The following is a 16,220-nucleotide window of genomic DNA, read 5'->3' as shown; positions in this document are numbered from 1 at the left end:
ACGCGAGTGAGCCGATCGGGCGTCATCTGCACTCGTACGTCGTAACGCGAGCGCGGTTCCTTGTCACAACGGAACGTCTTCCACGGCCGCCTCAAGGTGCCTCGGCTGGGTAATAGCCGACCCGTTGACCGATGCGGACGTAGAGCAGGCAAGAGCCGGTTTCCGGAGCAGGAGCAGCGCCGCGTCGTCGTGGAGCCCGACCGCCGACGTGCGTCAGCAGTTCGTCGTGGAGCGCGGCGAGGGTACGGGACGGCTCGTCCGACATATGCTGCGCCACCCGCTCGACGAGCGGGTAGAACTCACGACCGCGGTTGCGGGCCTCGGTGACGCCATCGGTGGAGAGGAGCAGCTGGTCACCGTCGGCGAAGAGCAGCGCCTGGAAACTCGGGGTCTCGCCGGTGAGGGCACGCAGCCCGAGCGACGGAGCCGGATGGGTCGGTTCGCCGGCCAGGACGTCGGAATCGCGAACCAGCAGCGGCAAGGCGTGTCCGCAGTTGACCAGTTCCAGGCGCCCGGATCCGGGGTATCCGGCGACGATGGCGGTGACGAAGTCGTCGTAGCCCAGGTTGCGTGCCAGGCTCCGCTCGATCCTGCTGACGACAGGAAGCCCCACGGCAAGCCTCCAGGCAGGCTCACGGAGTCACGCCGCGGGCGCCCGAGGGGCCGGTCCCTCCCGCTGACGTGACCGCACCGTCCCCTCATCCAGACAGATGCCGGTACTGCCTGGCCTGGGGCCGACGACCGCTCGGCGGCCTTGTAGATCCGTTGTGCTGCCGGGCACGAGCTCAAGCGGGCGGCGTGACCGAAGACCACACGCCAAACCACTGCTCGGCACCGTACGCCTCGAACCGCTCCAGCCCGGTGAACCCCAGCTTCGCCGCGAGGCGCATCGAGCGGGCGTTGGCGGTCTGGGTGTAGAGCACCACCGGCTCACCGGGCAGCGCGCCGGCAAACCAGTCGAGCGCCGCTGTGCACGCCTCGGTGGCGTACCCGCGTCCCCACGCCTCCGGCAGGAACAAGTATCCGAGCTCGGTCTCCCCGGCCTCCAGACGGCGGTTGCCCGGACGCTCGGGGGCGTGCGGGTCGAGCTGGATCGTGCCGATCATCGCTCCGTCGAGCTCGACCACGAAGAAGCCAGGGCGCCGCCCGGGTACCTCGGGCACCGTACGTTCGAGCTCAGCACGCGGTCGAGGGCCACCGAGGTAGGTGCCCACCTCTGGCGAGGCGTTCAGCTCGATGACCGCCGCACGGTCCCGGGCCTCGGACTCGCGGAGTACGAGCCGCTCGGTCTTGATCGGGGCAGGTGGCCAGGCGAGGGGTCTGGGGTCAGTCATGCCGACCAACCTAGCCAGCAGGCTCGACAGCGATCAAGACGCGGCAGCCGATCACCACACCGGCCCACGGCCTCACCCTCACCAACGGGGCCGGGCCCGACAAGCCAAACATCCCGCCTCACTGATTGGTGTCCACTCCTTGCCCCACCCTGCGCTCATACGCTCGAACCCACGTCCCCGGCCCCCGATATCCCCACCGCACACCCGCAAGTTCACCGCGCAGCGGGTCTATCACCGCACCGTGCACTCGGAGACCGGGCAGCCTCCGATCGAGCGTTGGCTGGGTTCGATTCCCAAGCCGCTGCCGCTGCCCAGCCCCGCTGATCTTCGGGAGGCGTTTCTGTGGTCGGAGTTGGTCTTCATCGTGATGCCCGCGCTGACCAAGCGGTTCCGCCGTTGGGTCACCCGATGAGCGCGCCCTGTTCGGCCGCGACTCCACCGCTCTCGAAGTGATCGCGGCCACGACCTGACCGGCAAGGAGGCAATCCCTCGCGCACAGCCACCACGGCCTTCGTGGGGCACCGGCGGTGCCGGACGGCGCTCGATCCCGATCGTGGGGTCGGACCGCGTTGGGCTGTTTGGACTCCTTGTCACAGCGAAACGTCGGACCGCAGTTGGCAGGCTCAGCGAGGGGGCTTCTCGCTACTCGCCTCCGGGGTGGGGGATGGTGATGACCGGGCACTGTGCGTGGTGGAGTACGCCCTGGCTGACCGAGCCGAGCAGGATGCCGGTGAAGCCGCCGAGCCCACGGGTTCCCACGATGAGGCCCAGCGCGTGTTCGGCCGCCTCGGTGAGGACCTGCACGGGGTGGCCGCGGACCACCTCGTGGTGCAGTTCCACGTCCGGGTGGGCAGCGTTGCGCCCGGCGACGGTCTCCGACAGCAGCCGTTGGCATTCCTGCTGCGCGGCTTGCTCGTCCGTGAGCCCGAGGAGATGCGGGTGCCAGACGTACAGCGCCCGCAGCGCGGCCCCGCGCAGGGTCGCTTCCTCGAAGGCGTAGTCGACGGCGGCTGCCGAGTGTCGGCTGCCGTCCACGCCGACCACGAAGAACGGGGGGTGCTGGGTGGCGTCTTCGGGGCCGCGTACGACCACCACCGGGCAGGTTGCGTGCGCGATGACCGGCAGTGCGATGGAGGTGGAGGTGTACAGCTCCTCCATCGCGGACAGCAGGCGTGAGCCGAGCACGACCGCTGCGGCTCCCTGCGCCTGCTCGCGCAGGACCCACGCCGGGTCGCCCTCGGCCAGTAGGCCCGACACCTCCACGTCCGGGTGGCGGTCCTCGACGAACGCGACCGCGTCACTGAGCGTGCGTTCTCCGCTCGTGTGCAGCGCGCGGTTCCACTCCTCCCAGGAGGGCCGCACCTCCGTCGACCGGTAGCCGCCGGTCGGCCGTCCCTGGGCGTGTACCAGGTGCAGCGGCAGGTGGCGCCGGTCTGCCTCGTCGGCGGCCCAGGTGAGCGCCATCCTCTTGGACGGGTCGGGATCGATGCCGACTACGATCCGTGGACGTCCTGATTCCGTCATCGTCTCCTCCGCGGTCGTCTCGGCCCGGGTCTGCCGTCCTTCACCACCACCGGGATCTTCGGGAGGAAACCGAGGCCTGCCACGCGCCGCGTCGTCCCGACTCCCGCACTTCTGCCTGCTTCCCAGACTGGCCCCGTCCGCAGACGGGTGCCACTCGCCGCTGCGGCGGTAGCGGTCAGCCGGCGTCAGAGAATGCAGAGTCCGATCGCCGAAAACGATCACTATCGAGGTGAGTCGGTGGATTCGGGTTCGGTGACGCCTACGCCCTGGCAGCGAGCGGCCTCCTTTGTGACTCAATTTCTGACCGCGGCGGGGGACTGCTGTTCTCCTCCTACCCTTAGCGAGGCGATGAAGGACAGGCCGTTACGGCAATAGGGGCGGCGGGCATCTGTGCGAGGTCTGCGGCGCGCCCAGCACGTCCGGTCGGGCCGACTCCCGCACCTGCTCGCCTGAATGCCGGCAGAAGAGGCCTACCGGCAGGGGAAGGTTCATGCGGATCCGTAACGCGTTCGAGCCCGGCACGCGCCACGGTGCCGGGCTCCTGCGCGCTGGGGTCACAGCGGGCGGATGTTCTCCACCTGCGGGCTTCTGGCCCTGCGTGATATCGAACTCGACCTTCTGCCCTTCCTGCAGCTCACGGAAGCCGGAGGCGGCGATGTTCGAGTAATGGGCGAAAACGTCGGGTCCGCCGCCCTCATGCTCGATGAAGCCGAAGCCCTTCTCGCTGTTGAACCACTTCACAGTGCCCTCAAGCCATGCCCGTCTCTTTCGAGGGGTCCGGACCCGCACCGTGCGTGTCAGGAGTCAATCGCCCTGGTCCGGAGAGGCTGGACAGCAAAACGCCCGCGGCAAGGTGACCGCGGGCGAACAACTTCGGAACCACGATTAGGGTCCACCGGCCGACCGCGCACCTCAGGATCCGTGAGCGGCCGGTGAACCGCTCGCTCACGAACGGCAGAGGTTGACGTGCCGGACGGCCAGTACGGCGGCTGCCGCGTTGAGGAGGCGGCTGCGTGGGAGATGGCCGTTCGCCACCGCGGAGGTGATCGCTGAGGCGATCGCGGTTGTCTCGGCGCTGACGTTGCGTACCAGGTCGAACATGACCATGTCGGCCCCGGCCCGCAAGGCTTGGACCGCGGCCTGCGGGACGGTGAAGCCGGCGGCGGAGATCGCCTTGGCGGTAAGCGAGTCGGTGAGCACCAGCCCATGGAAGTGCAGTTTGCCGCGGAGCTCGTACGTGATGGTGGAGGGCGAGAGGCTGCCGGAGTTGGTGGCCAGGCCCGGGACGGTGTCGTTGGAGACCATGATGGCCGGGGCTCCGGCCTGGATGGCCGCGGTGAACGGCGGGATGCCGACTGTGACCAGGGTGGACCAGGGCAGGGTGTGCGCGGGTCCGTAGTCGGAGTTGTAGCTGGAGCCGCCGAGCCCGGGGAAGTGTTTCAGGACCGGGATCACGTGGGCGGAGCGCAGGCCGTTCATGTAGGCGATGCCGTCCCGCGTCACGACCGCGGTGCTGCCGCTGAAGGACCGCCACCCGTCGGGGTCGGTCCGGCTCGGCGCGACGTTCTTGCCGTCGACGTCGACCACGGGCGCCAGGTCCATGTTGACCTGCGCCGCGGCCATCTTGGAGCCCATCCGGGCGACCGCCTGCTGGATCTGGGTGGGAGTCCAGTGCCGGCCCATCCAGGCCGGCCAGGGCAGCGACCCGACGAGGTTGGCCATGCGTTGGATGCCGCCGCCCTCCTCGTCGGTCATTACCAGCAGTCCCAGACGGCCCGGCACGTGAGACTTGAGTGCGGTGAGCTGGGACCCCAGGTTGGACGGCGCGGCGCTGCCGAAGAGCAGCACGCCGCCGGCACCCGCGCTGACCTCGGCGGTGGCGTTCCCGGGTGCGGTTTCGGCCACCGGGACGGCGATGGTCAGCATGGCCAGCCGCCGGTTGGACCAGGCAGCGAGCTTTGTCAGGTTGGTGCAGGCCGGAGTGGCGAGGGTGGAATCCGGCGCCCGTGCTGCCCTCGTGGTCGGTGTTGTCGTTGTGGCCGGAGCTGTCGTGGTTCGGCTCACCGAAGAGGACGCAGCCGGAGTTGAGGAGGATCTGGGAGTGCCGCCCCGCAGAGTGGCCTTGGGGGCAGCAGAGCCACAGGCTGCCAGCAGCACGGCCGCGGAAGCGGCGGCGCCCACTCGCAGTCCGGCCCGGCGGGTGCGCAGGTCGCCGGTCGTCACGCGACGTCGCCTCGCCTCGCCGGGTGCGCGGACCGACCGCGTCGTGGCCGGCAGAAGCTGAGTGATCACACCGAGGCCGACAAGGATCGATCGGAACTTCGTCACCTGCGGGCCTCCTTCCGTCTTCCGTGGGTCGATGGAAAGGGCGCGAGCGCCTGGGCAGCCCTGCACGGGCGTGCTCGTGGCTGTCTCGGAATCGGGCACGTGCGTCCTCCAGCGGGCTGTGGGGCCCACAAGCATTGTCCGCCTCGGGCCCTCACTGCGGCCCACGGCGGATGCCGAGACAACCACCCACGTTCGACGCTCCAGCCGGGCAGCACGGTCAGTGACGGCACCACCACCAACGCTCTCTCCCCCGTCACGGTCCGAACCGGCTTGCAGGCGATCACGATCCTTGCCGCCTGCGGAGGCCGCAGCCTCGCGGCCTGAGCACCTCGCTTCTCCGTCGCCCTCGGAGCCGGCAGCATGCTCGGCGGGGAGGGCGACGCCATCGCGGTCCGGCCGTGGCCGCCGTGGTGGCGGGCTGGCTCGACACAGTGGCCGCCATCGGCCACAGCCAGCAGGAGCAGTAACGCTGCCCACCTCAGCCACGGTCCGGGTTGCACGGCTACCCCGCCCGGAGACCGGTGTGCTGGGGGAGACCGCCCGGGACACGCCCCTCGCCAGCCTCGTGGACGAACAACCCGACGGTGGTCCCGGCCGGGCACCCCGCCGGCTGACCCCCGGGGTGCCCGGCCGGGAACGCCTCCGGCCGGGCACTGCCGTGTCCGGGGACATCCGTAGCCCGCGAGCGAGCGTGATAAAACCGCCGAAAGACAGGGTGTAGCGTCTCGTATAGGCCGCTACAGTGGTGGGCATGAAGCAGATCAATGTCCGGGTGGACGAAGAGGCCTATGCCGGGATCGAGGCACGGGCCGAGGCCGCCGGCATGACGGTGGCTGATTACGCGAAGCAGGTCCTCGCCGACGAGGGCAACGACCTGCGCCACCGCTTCCTGTCCGCCGGCGCGCACTTCGCCGACGCCTGGAGCGACGCCTTCGCTGACGAGTTCGGCCATCCCCGCGGCGCCCGTGAAAACGGCCCCCGTGGGGCAGCCGCGTGATCGTCCACATCGACCGCGCCTGGCTCCTCGACCTCGCCCACCAGCACATCCCAGGGGATCCCGACATCACCGACTTCGGCACGCTCGCGGCCGCCGTCGCCCGGCACGCAGACAAGGTGATGGACACCCCCGTCTACACCGAGCCGCACCACCGGGCCGCGGCCCTCATGCACCAGCTCATCCGCGTCCCGGCGCTGGAGTACGCGAACGGGCTGTTCGGCGCCGTCGTCGCAGCCTCGTACCTGACGGTCAGCGGCGCCATCGTGGTCGTAGCGCCGAAGCAGGCCGCAAACCTTGCGGCTCGGATCGACCGCGAGGCGCTGGGTGTCCGCCAGGTGGCTGAGGAGATCAGGGAGTGGATCGCCGGCTGATGCTCGGCGTAGGTGCTGCCGATCTCCGCTTCGATGTCCATGCGGTGCCCCACCTGTTGAGTCGAGAATTCCCGCGTGCCTCCTGAACACTGCCCGGCGCCGACCGTCGGCTGCCGCACAGCCTTTCGCAGGCACGGATCACACGATGCCATCCGGACCTGCATGTACGGATGTGCGGGTGGTGAGCACCGTCAGAACGTGGCTTGCAGGTTGTACGGGCGTCGGCCGCGGTCCTGCCCGGGCCGGGCTGCATGGACGAACGGGAGGTGGATCCGTGCTCCGCTGTGAAGCTCGATGCCCACGCCGGGGTTCGTCGCGGGGGAGGGGCGGTCCGAGTATTCGTAGACGCGGGCGATCTCCGCATGGTGGAGCTGGGTGAGAACGGAGGCCAGCTACCTCTCGGCCCGGTCCGCGGTGACCTTCCCGTCCTGGTAGAGCTCGGGCAGTGGCAGCTCGATCGCGGGCGTCCCGACGGGGACCGCGGTATCGGTCTTCCGGAGGTGGCTCCCGGTGCGGAGACGCTGGTGATGCCGACCCACAGGCGTCTCCCGCTGCTGAAGCCGATGACGAGACCGAACGGGCGCGTTCCCGGCTCCTGCCACGGCTCGATGCTGGTGATGTCGGGCGCCGTGCCAAGAGGTGTCGACGCAGAGCTGCTGGAAGCGTTCTGGATGCACCGTGTGGGGTTCTGCTCTGTGCCTAGGTGGCGTACAGGCACGTCGTAGACCGCCACCGGGTCGTTCCGTACATCGATGGTGCAGATCAGACCGCCGTACAGATGCCGGTAAAGCGCAGCTCCCGGAGCAGAAGACCATCCGGTTCTACGAGCAGGCCGGACTGCTGCCCGAGCCACCCCGCACGCCCTCCGGCTACCGCGACTACCCCGCCCAGGCCGCCGAGCGGGTGGCCTTCACCCGCAACGCCCAGGCCGCCGGCCTCACCCTCGCCGAGATCCGTGGCGTCCTCGCCATCAGGGACGACGGTCAACCGCCCTGCGAGCACGTCAGCACACTGATCACCGACCATCTGCGCCAAGTGGAGGAGCGCATCGACGAACTCACCCGCGCCAGGACCGCACTGCTCGACCTCAAGGCGACGGCTGACGCAACCGACCCCAGCACCTGCCCCGACGGACCCATCTGCCGCATCCTCAACGGAAGTTGACATGTCGGCCCTGGCCCACGCTCTCAGGCCCAGGCGATCGCATCGCTGGGAGCATCATCGGGCGTCGGCAAGGCGATGGCGTCAGCGGGCCGACGCGGCTTTGGCCGGCGCGGTTCGCGCACACCGGCGCCGCCGGGCGGATAGCCACTCGGTCCGGAGGGCTCCAGGCGCAGGAAGCGCACCGCCGTGACCAGCCACACGAGCGTAACGAACACGGCGACAACCCGGCGCTCACCCGGCACGACAGCCGGGCGCTCGGCTTGCCCACCACCCACACGAAATACCGAAACGGCCGGCCGGGCGAACCAACGGACCGTCACGAATCATCGAGGTTAGTGCCAGTGCCAATGCCAATGCCAGTGACTTAAGCTGTTTTCCCAGCTCAGCCAGGTGGGGCCACGACTGAGCGACACCTACTGAGGTTGTGATCGCGGCACTCCAGCATCTGTCATCGCCAGCCCCCTTGAGACGCTGACGAACCGTAGGGCGTGAGAGGCGTCAACCACCACTTTCGTGACGCCTCCAAACGGTTCCTGACCTGCAGATACAGGTGCTAAGATCGACCGGCAATAGGCGCCCGGGAGGCGACGGGGGCGGCAGAACGGCCACGGGTCCACGGACCTGCCATTTCGCCTGCTTGAACCCTCCAAGATGGCGGTGCAGGGTGGATCCATGACATGGACAGCACCACCGGTCGAGCGCACCAAGCAGCTAGGCGGCCTGGGTACCGTAACTGAGCGCCAGATGTTGGAGGGTTGGCTGAGCTGGCACCGGGAAACGTTGCTGGCCAAGTGCACGGGGCTTGAGCCGGCCCAATTGTCGCGGGCGACCGTAGAGCCGTCGAACCTCACCCTCCTTGGCTTGGTTCGCCACATGGCGGAGGTAGAGCGATGGTGGTTCCGGCGAAGCTTCGCAGGCGAGGCTATCGGCGATGTCTTCACCGGCCCGTCAGACGGCAATGAGGGACTCGACGGAGTTCACGCAGCCGATGCGGAGAGAGACTTCGGATTGTTCCTGACCGAGGTCAAAGCGTGCGACGCGGCAGCGGCCGGGTACGACCTCGACGAGACCTTCGTGTCCTCTCGCGGAGTTTCCCTCAGCCTGCGCTGGGTCTACGTGTTGATGATCCAGGAGTACGCCCGCCACAACGGTCACGCCGACTTTCTGCGGGAGCGGACCGACGGGGCAACAGGTGACTGAGCTTCTTTCCCAGACCGATCCGGCGGCAGGTGCCCGGGAGATGGGATGAGCATCAGAACGGGCGCGGGTCCCCGTGATCATGGAGTTCTCTACGCTCATTGATCACAAAGGACAGCCGTGCCTGCTCGAACCCCTCTGGAACCATTTCGTGGCGCTCCTGCCCGCTCGGGAGGAGTTCGCTGCGGGCCACCCGCTTGGCTGCCACCGCCGCCGTGTCCCTGACCGGAGTGTGTTCGAGCACGTGGTGCTCGCTTTGGTCCACGGCTCGGGCTACGAACGGGTCCCTAGCCCCGGATGCTCTGACCGGACCATCCGTCGATGTGTCAAAGAGTGGGCTGAGCAGGGGATATCCAAAGCAGTGCACGTTCTTGCTCTGGAAGCGTACGACCGGATGATCGGCCTGGAACTGACCGAGATATCCGTGGATGGTTGCATCACCAAGGCCCCGTGCGGCGGCCAGAGTGCGGGCCGGTCCCCGGTGGACCGCGGGAAGCAGGGCCTGAAACGCTCGGTCGCCACTGATGCCCGCGGCGTCCTGCTCGGCCTGGTCGCGGCGGGAGCCAACCGCTTGGAAGAGCATGTCATCCGCCTGCGGCGTCCTCGGCCTCCCAGCGCAGTAGGTCGCCCGGCTGGCACTTGAGCACCTCGCAGAGCGCGGCGAGGGTCGCGAAGCGCACCGCCTTGGCGCGGCCGTTCTTGAGTACCGCCAGGTTGGCGGGCGTGATCCCTACGCGGTCCGCGAGCTCGCCCACGGACATCTTCCGCCTGGCCAGCATCACGTCGATGTCGACGGCGATCGGCATCAGATCACCTCGTCCAACTCGGCCTGCATCTGCGCCGCTTCGACGTCGCGCGCGACCGCCTGGGCGAGCAGCATCCGCAGCACGAGCACGATGAGCGCGACCCCCAGGATGGCCAAGCCAACCCCGCCCATGATGACGGTGACGCCCGGGTCGTCCCGCTGGCCCGGCGCATTGAGGACCGTGACCGCGAACCACACGAGGGCAGCCGCCACGATCGCGCCGATCACGCCGTCCACGTACCGGAAGGCCCCATGGGAGAACACGGTTCCGCGACGCACCATCGTCACCAGCCGCCATACGCAGACCAGGGCGGCCTGGACCGACACCATGCCCAGGATCGTGATCACGCGCAGCGGGGTCAGCGGGAGCGACCCGTCCTCCGGGTCGCTCCCGCTGACCAACACCCACACCATCGATGCCTGTACGAACACGGTGCCGGCGAGCACCACCGCGAGCACGGCGCGCAGCGCAAGCACTGTCAGCTTTCCCACAGCCCATCCTTCCATCGAGTCGCGATGAGAATCTATCGAAATTCGATAGGTGAGACAAGGGCGGGGACGGAGGGTGGGCGGCAGTCTCGCACCATGACGGGACGCCGCCGCATCCCATGGCATGGCGGTTGCCCGAACCGTCTTGATCTTGTCGAAGTCGGCCTCACTTGAACACAAATCGGACGCCACCCGACTACGCCGAAGCCCCGGGGGGCTGGCGACGACAGATGCCGGAGTGCCGCGACCACAACCTCAGTAGGTGTTGCTCAGTCGTGGCCGCACCTGGATGAGCTGGGAAAACAGCTTAAGCAGGGCGCGTGCGTTCTCACGCCGCGAGATGAGCAACTCGCACGCGGACGTGCTCTGATGGCCTGCTTGTCCGTGCTTGTTGCGACGAACGCGACCGTTGATGATCAAGGTTCTCGAAGCCGTTGATCACGAACCAGGGGGGTCGCGCTCGCGTGCCATCTTCCCTGATCGACGTTCTCCAGCGCCGCCGTGAGGACGTCGACCTGCTGCACCTGTCTGCGGGGCTGTCCGAACTTGCCGCGCTGTGCGAGGTGTTGGACCGGCTTCCCGATCCACGACGGGTGCGAGGCCGCCACTACCGGCTGGGGTCACTGCTCGCCCTGTGCCTGCTCGCAGTGCTCGGCGGCGCCACCACGCTGGCCGGCATCGCCCGCTATGCCATTGATGCCTCTCCCGAGGTGCGGGCAAGGATCGGGCTGCGCCGTCCACCGCGCGCGACCACCCTGGGCCGCCTGCTGTCACGTTTGGACGGTGACACCCTCGACGACGCCGTGGGCGCCTGGCTGGCCCGGCACGCGAGTGACCCGGCCGACGAAGGCGCCTCGGAGCTGGTGGGTGTGGCCGTCGACGGCAAGGCCGTACGTGGCAGCCGCACCGGCGAGAAGGCGGCCATCCACCTCCTTGCCGCCGTCCTGCACGAGGGCCAGGCCGTGGTCTCCCAGCGGCATATCGCCGCGAAGAGCAATGAAATCCCTGCCTTCGCACCGCTGTTGGAACGGCTCGATCTCCGTGGATGTGTCATCACCGCCGACGCGATGCACACCCAGACCGGACATGCCCAGCACGTCATCGCCCGGGGCGGGCACTACATCCTGGTCGTCAAGGGCAACCAGAAGCTACTCCGCCGGCAGCTACGGCATCTGCCCTGGCGCGAGGTCCCACTGCAGCACCGCATCCGCGAACAGGGCCATGGCCGACGCGAGATCCGCCGGCTCAAGGTCTGCACCGTCCAGCCCGGACTCCTCTTCCCGTACGCAGTGCAGGCCATCGAGGTCAAGCGCCGCCGCACCAGCCGCACGACGAACAAGACCACCATCAAGACGATTTACGCGGTCACCAGCCTCGCTCCCGAGAAGGCCACCCCGCAACGGATCGCCGGACTGATCTGTGGACACTGGCAGGTCGAGGCCCTGCACCACGTGAGAGACGTGACCTTCGCCGAGGACGCTTCCCGCGTCCGCACCGGCACCGCACCCCGCGCGATGGCAACCCTCCGCAACCTCGCCATCGGCCTCATCCGCCAGGCCGGCTGGACGAACATCGCCGCCGCGACCGACCACTACCGGTCACGAACCGACCACGCACTCCAACTACTCGTTCCTGAAGCCTGAGAACACATCAACCCTGCTGGTGCGACCTCTGCCGTCCACCTACCGGTTGCAGTGGGCGTGGATGCGGAACGGCCGTTCGCACAGTGGCTACTGCTGCTCCCACTGTTCCTTGGTGATCTCGTACCGCACGCCCCCGTGCTCGGAGCCCTCGATCATCTCCATGTCGGGGGGAGTGGGGATGGTGTCCGCGAGGGTCATTTCGAGCTTCTCCATGATGTTGCGCGAACCGTGGTTCACGGCCATCGTCTCAGCCCAGACCATGCGCACACCGAGCCCTGTGAACGCCTTGCCAAGCAAAGCCCGCGAGCCTTCGGTGGCATAACCCTTACCCCAAGCCGCCTGCCGCAGCCGGTAGCCAAGTTCGACCTCGTCCAGCGGGCCCTGCGGCTCGGGACGCAGGCAGAACCAGCCGATGAACGCGCCGCTGTCCTTCTCGTGCGCGGCGAACAGTCCAAGATCGCCGCGCCACCTCTCGTAGCCGGCGATGATGTTTGGCAGGTGGCGCTCGCGGACAATCTCCGGGGCGGTCGGATTGCCCCCGGTCAGATAGCGCATCACCGCGGCGTCGCTGTCCAACTCGATCAGCAAGTCCGCGTCGTCGGTAGTGAAGCGGCGCAGGGTCGGGCGCTCGGTCTCCAGGTAGGTGTCCACAGAGTTGATCATGCCTAAAGCAGGGCGGGCAGTTCAACGGCTCGCTGCCCACGGCGGCCAGGAACTCGGCGCCCAGCAGGGCTCCGATCCCCGGCATGCTGGTGATCACGTCGGCGAGTTCGTGGCCGCGAAACCGTCCCTCGATGAGCTTGTCGACTTCCGTGATCTTCTCGTTGAGGGTGATCACCTCCTCGACCAGTGCGCGCACCATCGCCGCGATGGCGGTTTCGCCGGGGACGGCGGTGTGCTGCCGCTCGGCGGCCTCGACTGCCGCGGTCGCGAGGGCATGGGCGTTGCGGACTTTGAGGGCGGACAGCCACTTGGCCAGGCGGTTCACGCCCGCGCGGCGGATGGCCGTTCATGCCGTGCTTCTTGTGTTTCCCCGAGTAGTAGGGGCGGTCTGCGGCGATGCGGTCGATCGGCAGGAGCGTGCCGTCCAGGATCACGAACGCCTTGCTTTCCGCAGCGGCTATCGCTTGCTGCAGAGTGGGGGCGAGGGCGGCCAGGACCTCGACCGCCTCGCGGATGTAGCGGTGGACGGTGGCGATGCCCACCCTGAATGCTGCGGCCAGTTGGCTGTAGGTGTCGCCCCGACGCAGGTGGGCCAGGGTGAGCAGGGCCTGACGTCCCGTCGACAGCCGTCGCCAGCGTGTCCGCAGCTGCTTTCGCCGCTCACTCAGACGCCGGGACAGGAACCGAAGGATCGAACTGGACAGGTCATTCGCGGACGGGTGGCCCAGCACGATGAAGCTCCTGGCAGGGCGCGGGTGATCTTGGGTCTTGAACCCGTTTACCAGGAGTTGCGCCGCTTACAGTCCGGCGGCCCCAACCTTCTTGACAGGGAGGTTGGGTTGGCTGGGTGACAGAACGACGATGGTCTTGGTGCAGGGGCAGCCGCACAAGGTCAGCCTGTTCCCGCAGGAGCTACAACGTCTTTGTCCGCCCGTTCGGCCCGGGTCTGTCCACTTCCGCGCTGCGGCTGGGCATGATCTGGCTTCACCGGCCCTGGCGCTGGCGTCAATCGGGGTGGCGGAGACGGTGGCCTGCCGCCATGGGGCGGACGGGAAGCCTGTTTCGGGTGGCTCGTGGGCGTGGCGGGTCATCATCGGGCTGCGTCGATGAGGGCGATCGAGACGTCCCACAGGCGCCTGGCGGCGTCTTTGTCGAGAGCCCATGGGCGTACCCCGTGCTGGCCGTCGATGATTTCTTCGACGGGTTCGGCCTCGTTGCAGTCGTCGAAGTAGCGGCCACTGACGCCTTGGAGCAGGGGGGAGGCGGCCAGAAGCACGCTGGTGGCAGCTCCCTGCAGGGGCGTCTTGCCGGGGATGGCGGCCTTGAGTCGCGCGCGCCGGTCAGGGTCCCAATGCCGTTGCAGGTTCGTCCAGATGCCGCCGGGCATCAGCGCGTTGATGGTGATGCCGTGATGGGCCCAGCGGCGGGTGGCTTCTACAGCGAAGAGGATCTGGGCGGTCTTGGACTGTCCGTAGGCGTACCCGGGGTCATAGGGGCGACGGCGGAAGAACAGGTCGTCGAAGCGGACGGGTGAGCTGCCGTGGCCGCTGGAGCTGACGGCGACGATGCGTGCCTCGCCGGTGGTCGTCGCCGCTTCGGCGAGGGCGTCATGAAGGGCCAGGGTCAGCGCGAAGTGCCCCAGGTGGTTGGTGGCGAACTGGAGTTCCCAGCCGTAGCGGGTGTACCTCTGCGGTGTCTCCATGACGCCGGCGTTGTGGATCAGGGCGTGCAGCGGGCCGTTCCATCCGGCAACGAATGCGTCGATGGAGTCCAGGTCGGTGAGGTCGAGTCGGCGTACGCTGACGCGGTCATTGCCGGTCGTGGCTGCGATGACGTCGGCGGTGCGCTGTCCGGCGTCCAGGTCACGGACGGCGAGAGTGAGGTGGGCTCCGCCGGCCGCGAGGGCACGAGCGGTTTCGACGCCGATGCCCGAGGAGGCGCCGGTGACGATCATCGCCCGGCCGGTGAGGTCGACGCCGGCGATGACGTCCATGGCGGTGCTTGAGGCCGTGAACGGAGTGGTGATTCGCATGGCTGTTGTCCAAGTGTGGTGACGTCTGTGCGGTGGGAGGGGAACGGTCCGGTCCGCCAGGGCGGACCGGACCGAGTCGTGCTGCTGTCAGCCGCTGATCACGCGCAGGGGTTCTCCGTTGAGGAAGATGACGTGCGTGTTGAAGAAGGCGTCCAGGCCTTCGGGGCCGAGTTCGCGGCCGTAGCCGGACTGCTTGACGCCGCCGAACGGCACGCCGATGTCGACGGTGATGCCGTTGTTCAGGTTCACGGTGCCGGCGTGGATCTGCTGGGCCACGCGCAGGGCGCGCTCGGTGTCGGTGCTGTAGACGGCGCCGGACAGGCCGAACTCGGTGTGGTTGGCGATGCGGATGGCCTCGTCCTCGTCCCGGTAGGTCAGGACGGTCAGGACGGGTCCGAAGATCTCCTCCTGTGCGACCTTGGCGTCCGGTGACACGCCGGTGACGATCGTGGGGGCGACGTAGTAGCCGACGTCATGGCCGGGAGCCCGGCCGCCGCCGACGGCGAAGGTGCCGCCTTCCTTCTCCGCGGAGGCGAGGTAGTCCAGGACCCGCTCGTAGTGCTTACGGGTGACCATCGCGCCCACGTCGGTGGACGGGTCGCGGGGATCGCCGACGGTCAGCTCGGCGAACGCCTCGGCCAGAGCACCGACGATCTCGTCATGCCGGTGCTCGGGCACGATGAGCCTGCTGGGATTGGTGCAGCTCTCCCCGTTGTTCCCGGTGACCCCCGGCACCAGGGTCTCCACGATGCGCTCCAGATCGGCGTCGTCCAGCACGAGTGCCGGCGACTTCCCCCCGAGTTCAAGCGTCAGCTGCTTGAGGGTGTCGGCGGCAGCGGCGGCGATGCGCCGCCCGACCACGGTGCTGCCGGTGAAGGTGATCTTGTCGACGCCCGGGTGGCGCACCAGGTAGTCGCCGCCCGCGGGCAGGGCGTTGACGATGTTCAGCACACCGGCGGGCAGCCCCGCCCGCAGCGCGGCGTCGGCGAAGTAGCCCGCACTCAGGGGAGTGTCCTCCGACGGCTTCATGATGACGGTGCAGCCGGCCAGCAGGGCCTGCGGCAGCTTGAACGCGGCGAGCGCGAGCGGGGCGTTCCACGGGACGATGGCCGCCACGACGCCCACCGGCCGCTTCTCGATGCGGGCACCGACCCCCGACACACCAGTGCGCAGTTCGGTCAGCTCCGTTGTGTCCGCCAGGGAGGCGTAGTAGCGCAGCAGGCCGGGCATGGTCAGGGCCCCACCGCGGCTCTGCCCGACCGTCAGGCCGGTCTCGGCGACCAGCACCTCGGTGACCGGATCCGCGTCCTTCTCCAGCTCTACGGCGAACCTCGTCAGGATCTCGGCCCGCTCCCGCAGGGTCAGTCGCGGCCACGGACCGGAGTCGAACGCGGTACGGGCCGCGGCGACGGCCGCGTCGATGTCCTCGAAGGCGGCCGCGGCAGCGGACCCGATCTCCTTCTCGGTCGCAGGGTCGACGACCGTGATGCGCTCGCCGGAGGAGCCGGGACGCCAGGTGTTGTTGATGAAGAGGTCCCGCTCGAACACGGGCGAGGAGGGCGAGGAAGAGGAAGCACTCATGACATACCTTCCGTAACGGCCAGTAATGAAAATAACTGGATAGTTACTATCTAGGCACGGGGTCCAAGGTTTGTCAATAACTGGTTGGTTAC

At 68.3% G+C, this 16,220-nt stretch carries 15 protein-coding genes and 5 pseudogenes; 7 read left to right on the top strand and 13 right to left on the bottom strand.

Going from position 1 to position 16,220, the window contains the following annotated elements; all coding sequences use genetic code 11:
• Positions 1–63 precede the first annotated feature (63 nt).
• Positions 64–607, bottom strand: a pseudogene (locus ACFXJ5_RS33320) (PP2C family protein-serine/threonine phosphatase); the annotation flags it as partial.
• Between the two features lie 178 nt (positions 608–785).
• Positions 786–1,334 carry a GNAT family N-acetyltransferase gene (locus tag ACFXJ5_RS33315; RefSeq protein ID WP_384639543.1) on the bottom strand — a complete coding sequence of 183 codons (549 nt, stop codon included), beginning with the start codon at positions 1,332–1,334 and terminating at the stop codon, positions 786–788.
• A gap of 241 nt (positions 1,335–1,575) precedes the next feature.
• On the opposite strand from ACFXJ5_RS33315, the gene ACFXJ5_RS33310 reads away from it, so the two are divergent.
• Complete coding sequence (locus ACFXJ5_RS33310; RefSeq protein WP_384639541.1) at positions 1,576–1,746, top strand: hypothetical protein; 171 nt, start codon at positions 1,576–1,578, stop codon at positions 1,744–1,746.
• A gap of 230 nt (positions 1,747–1,976) precedes the next feature.
• Here the strand turns inward: ACFXJ5_RS33310 and ACFXJ5_RS33305 are convergent, their stop codons facing one another.
• From ACFXJ5_RS33305 to ACFXJ5_RS33295, 3 genes and pseudogenes are all read right to left on the bottom strand, one after another.
• On the bottom strand, positions 1,977–2,858 hold the full coding sequence (locus tag ACFXJ5_RS33305; RefSeq protein ID WP_384639538.1) for a universal stress protein: 882 nt from the start codon (positions 2,856–2,858) through the stop codon (positions 1,977–1,979).
• Positions 2,859–3,412: 554 nt separating this feature from the next.
• Positions 3,413–3,647 (bottom strand): annotated as a pseudogene (locus ACFXJ5_RS33300) (cold-shock protein).
• A gap of 156 nt (positions 3,648–3,803) precedes the next feature.
• Positions 3,804–5,186 (bottom strand): glycoside hydrolase family 3 N-terminal domain-containing protein, encoded by a 1,383-nt coding sequence (locus ACFXJ5_RS33295; protein ID WP_384639535.1) that lies wholly within the window; start codon positions 5,184–5,186, stop codon positions 3,804–3,806.
• Positions 5,187–5,937: 751 nt separating this feature from the next.
• Between ACFXJ5_RS33295 and ACFXJ5_RS33290 the strand changes: the two genes are divergently transcribed.
• The 3 genes from ACFXJ5_RS33290 (at position 5,938) to ACFXJ5_RS33280 (ending at position 7,718) form a co-directional block, all read left to right on the top strand.
• Complete coding sequence (locus ACFXJ5_RS33290) at positions 5,938–6,183, top strand: plasmid mobilization protein (RefSeq protein WP_384639532.1); 246 nt, start codon at positions 5,938–5,940, stop codon at positions 6,181–6,183.
• A complete protein-coding gene (locus ACFXJ5_RS33285; protein WP_384639529.1) occupies positions 6,180–6,554 on the top strand; it encodes a fic family toxin-antitoxin system, toxin component in 375 nt (124 codons plus the stop codon). The genes ACFXJ5_RS33290 and ACFXJ5_RS33285 overlap by 4 nt, the downstream gene beginning before the upstream one ends.
• Before the next feature lie 639 nt (positions 6,555–7,193).
• The gene (locus tag ACFXJ5_RS33280) at positions 7,194–7,718 is read left to right on the top strand and encodes a heavy metal-responsive transcriptional regulator (RefSeq protein WP_384639526.1); all 525 of its coding nucleotides are present in this window, start codon (positions 7,194–7,196) and stop codon (positions 7,716–7,718) included.
• 23 nt (positions 7,719–7,741) lie between these two features.
• Here ACFXJ5_RS33280 and ACFXJ5_RS33275 read toward each other — a convergent pair whose 3' ends face one another.
• The gene (locus ACFXJ5_RS33275; RefSeq protein ID WP_384639524.1) at positions 7,742–8,038 is read right to left on the bottom strand and encodes a hypothetical protein; all 297 of its coding nucleotides are present in this window, start codon (positions 8,036–8,038) and stop codon (positions 7,742–7,744) included.
• 352 nt (positions 8,039–8,390) lie between these two features.
• On the opposite strand from ACFXJ5_RS33275, the gene ACFXJ5_RS33270 reads away from it, so the two are divergent.
• Together ACFXJ5_RS33270 and ACFXJ5_RS33265 are read left to right on the top strand one after the other, a co-directional pair.
• Positions 8,391–8,918: a DinB family protein gene (locus tag ACFXJ5_RS33270; RefSeq protein WP_384639521.1), complete on the top strand. Its 528-nt coding sequence runs from the start codon at positions 8,391–8,393 to the stop codon at positions 8,916–8,918.
• A 79-nt stretch (positions 8,919–8,997) separates the two neighbouring features.
• Positions 8,998–9,486: pseudogene (locus ACFXJ5_RS33265) on the top strand (transposase); the annotation flags it as partial.
• Between the two features lie 13 nt (positions 9,487–9,499).
• Here ACFXJ5_RS33265 and ACFXJ5_RS33260 read toward each other — a convergent pair.
• Together ACFXJ5_RS33260 and ACFXJ5_RS33255 are read right to left on the bottom strand one after the other, a co-directional pair.
• Positions 9,500–9,721 carry a helix-turn-helix domain-containing protein gene (locus tag ACFXJ5_RS33260; protein WP_010981499.1) on the bottom strand — a complete coding sequence of 74 codons (222 nt, stop codon included), beginning with the start codon at positions 9,719–9,721 and terminating at the stop codon, positions 9,500–9,502.
• Positions 9,721–10,212: a DUF2975 domain-containing protein gene (locus ACFXJ5_RS33255; protein WP_384639518.1), complete on the bottom strand. Its 492-nt coding sequence runs from the start codon at positions 10,210–10,212 to the stop codon at positions 9,721–9,723. Before ACFXJ5_RS33255 ends, ACFXJ5_RS33260 begins: the two co-directional genes overlap by 1 nt.
• A 461-nt stretch (positions 10,213–10,673) precedes the next feature.
• Between ACFXJ5_RS33255 and ACFXJ5_RS33250 the strand changes: the two genes are divergently transcribed.
• Complete coding sequence (locus tag ACFXJ5_RS33250; RefSeq protein ID WP_384639515.1) at positions 10,674–11,852, top strand: ISAs1 family transposase; 1,179 nt, start codon at positions 10,674–10,676, stop codon at positions 11,850–11,852.
• A gap of 87 nt (positions 11,853–11,939) precedes the next feature.
• Here the strand turns inward: ACFXJ5_RS33250 and ACFXJ5_RS33245 are convergent, their stop codons facing one another.
• The 5 genes and pseudogenes from ACFXJ5_RS33245 to ACFXJ5_RS33230 form a co-directional block, all read right to left on the bottom strand.
• Positions 11,940–12,503 (bottom strand): GNAT family N-acetyltransferase, encoded by a 564-nt coding sequence (locus tag ACFXJ5_RS33245; protein ID WP_384639512.1) that lies wholly within the window; start codon positions 12,501–12,503, stop codon positions 11,940–11,942.
• 46 nt (positions 12,504–12,549) lie between these two features.
• Positions 12,550–12,858: pseudogene (locus ACFXJ5_RS41270) on the bottom strand (IS110 family transposase); the annotation flags it as partial.
• A gap of 1 nt (position 12,859) precedes the next feature.
• A pseudogene (locus ACFXJ5_RS33240) lies at positions 12,860–13,246 on the bottom strand (transposase family protein); the annotation flags it as partial.
• Between the two features lie 359 nt (positions 13,247–13,605).
• Entirely contained in the window at positions 13,606–14,547 is a 942-nt protein-coding gene (locus tag ACFXJ5_RS33235) for an SDR family NAD(P)-dependent oxidoreductase (protein WP_384639510.1), read from the bottom strand.
• Between the two features lie 87 nt (positions 14,548–14,634).
• On the bottom strand, positions 14,635–16,128 hold the full coding sequence (locus ACFXJ5_RS33230; RefSeq protein WP_384639507.1) for an aldehyde dehydrogenase: 1,494 nt from the start codon (positions 16,126–16,128) through the stop codon (positions 14,635–14,637).
• Positions 16,129–16,220: the final 92 nt, after the last annotated feature.

The sequence above is a fragment of the Streptomyces sp. NPDC059373 genome (genome assembly GCF_042751495.1).
GTDB lineage: Bacteria > Actinomycetota > Actinomycetes > Streptomycetales > Streptomycetaceae > Actinacidiphila.
This window is presented reverse-complemented; position numbering and strand designations above follow the sequence as displayed.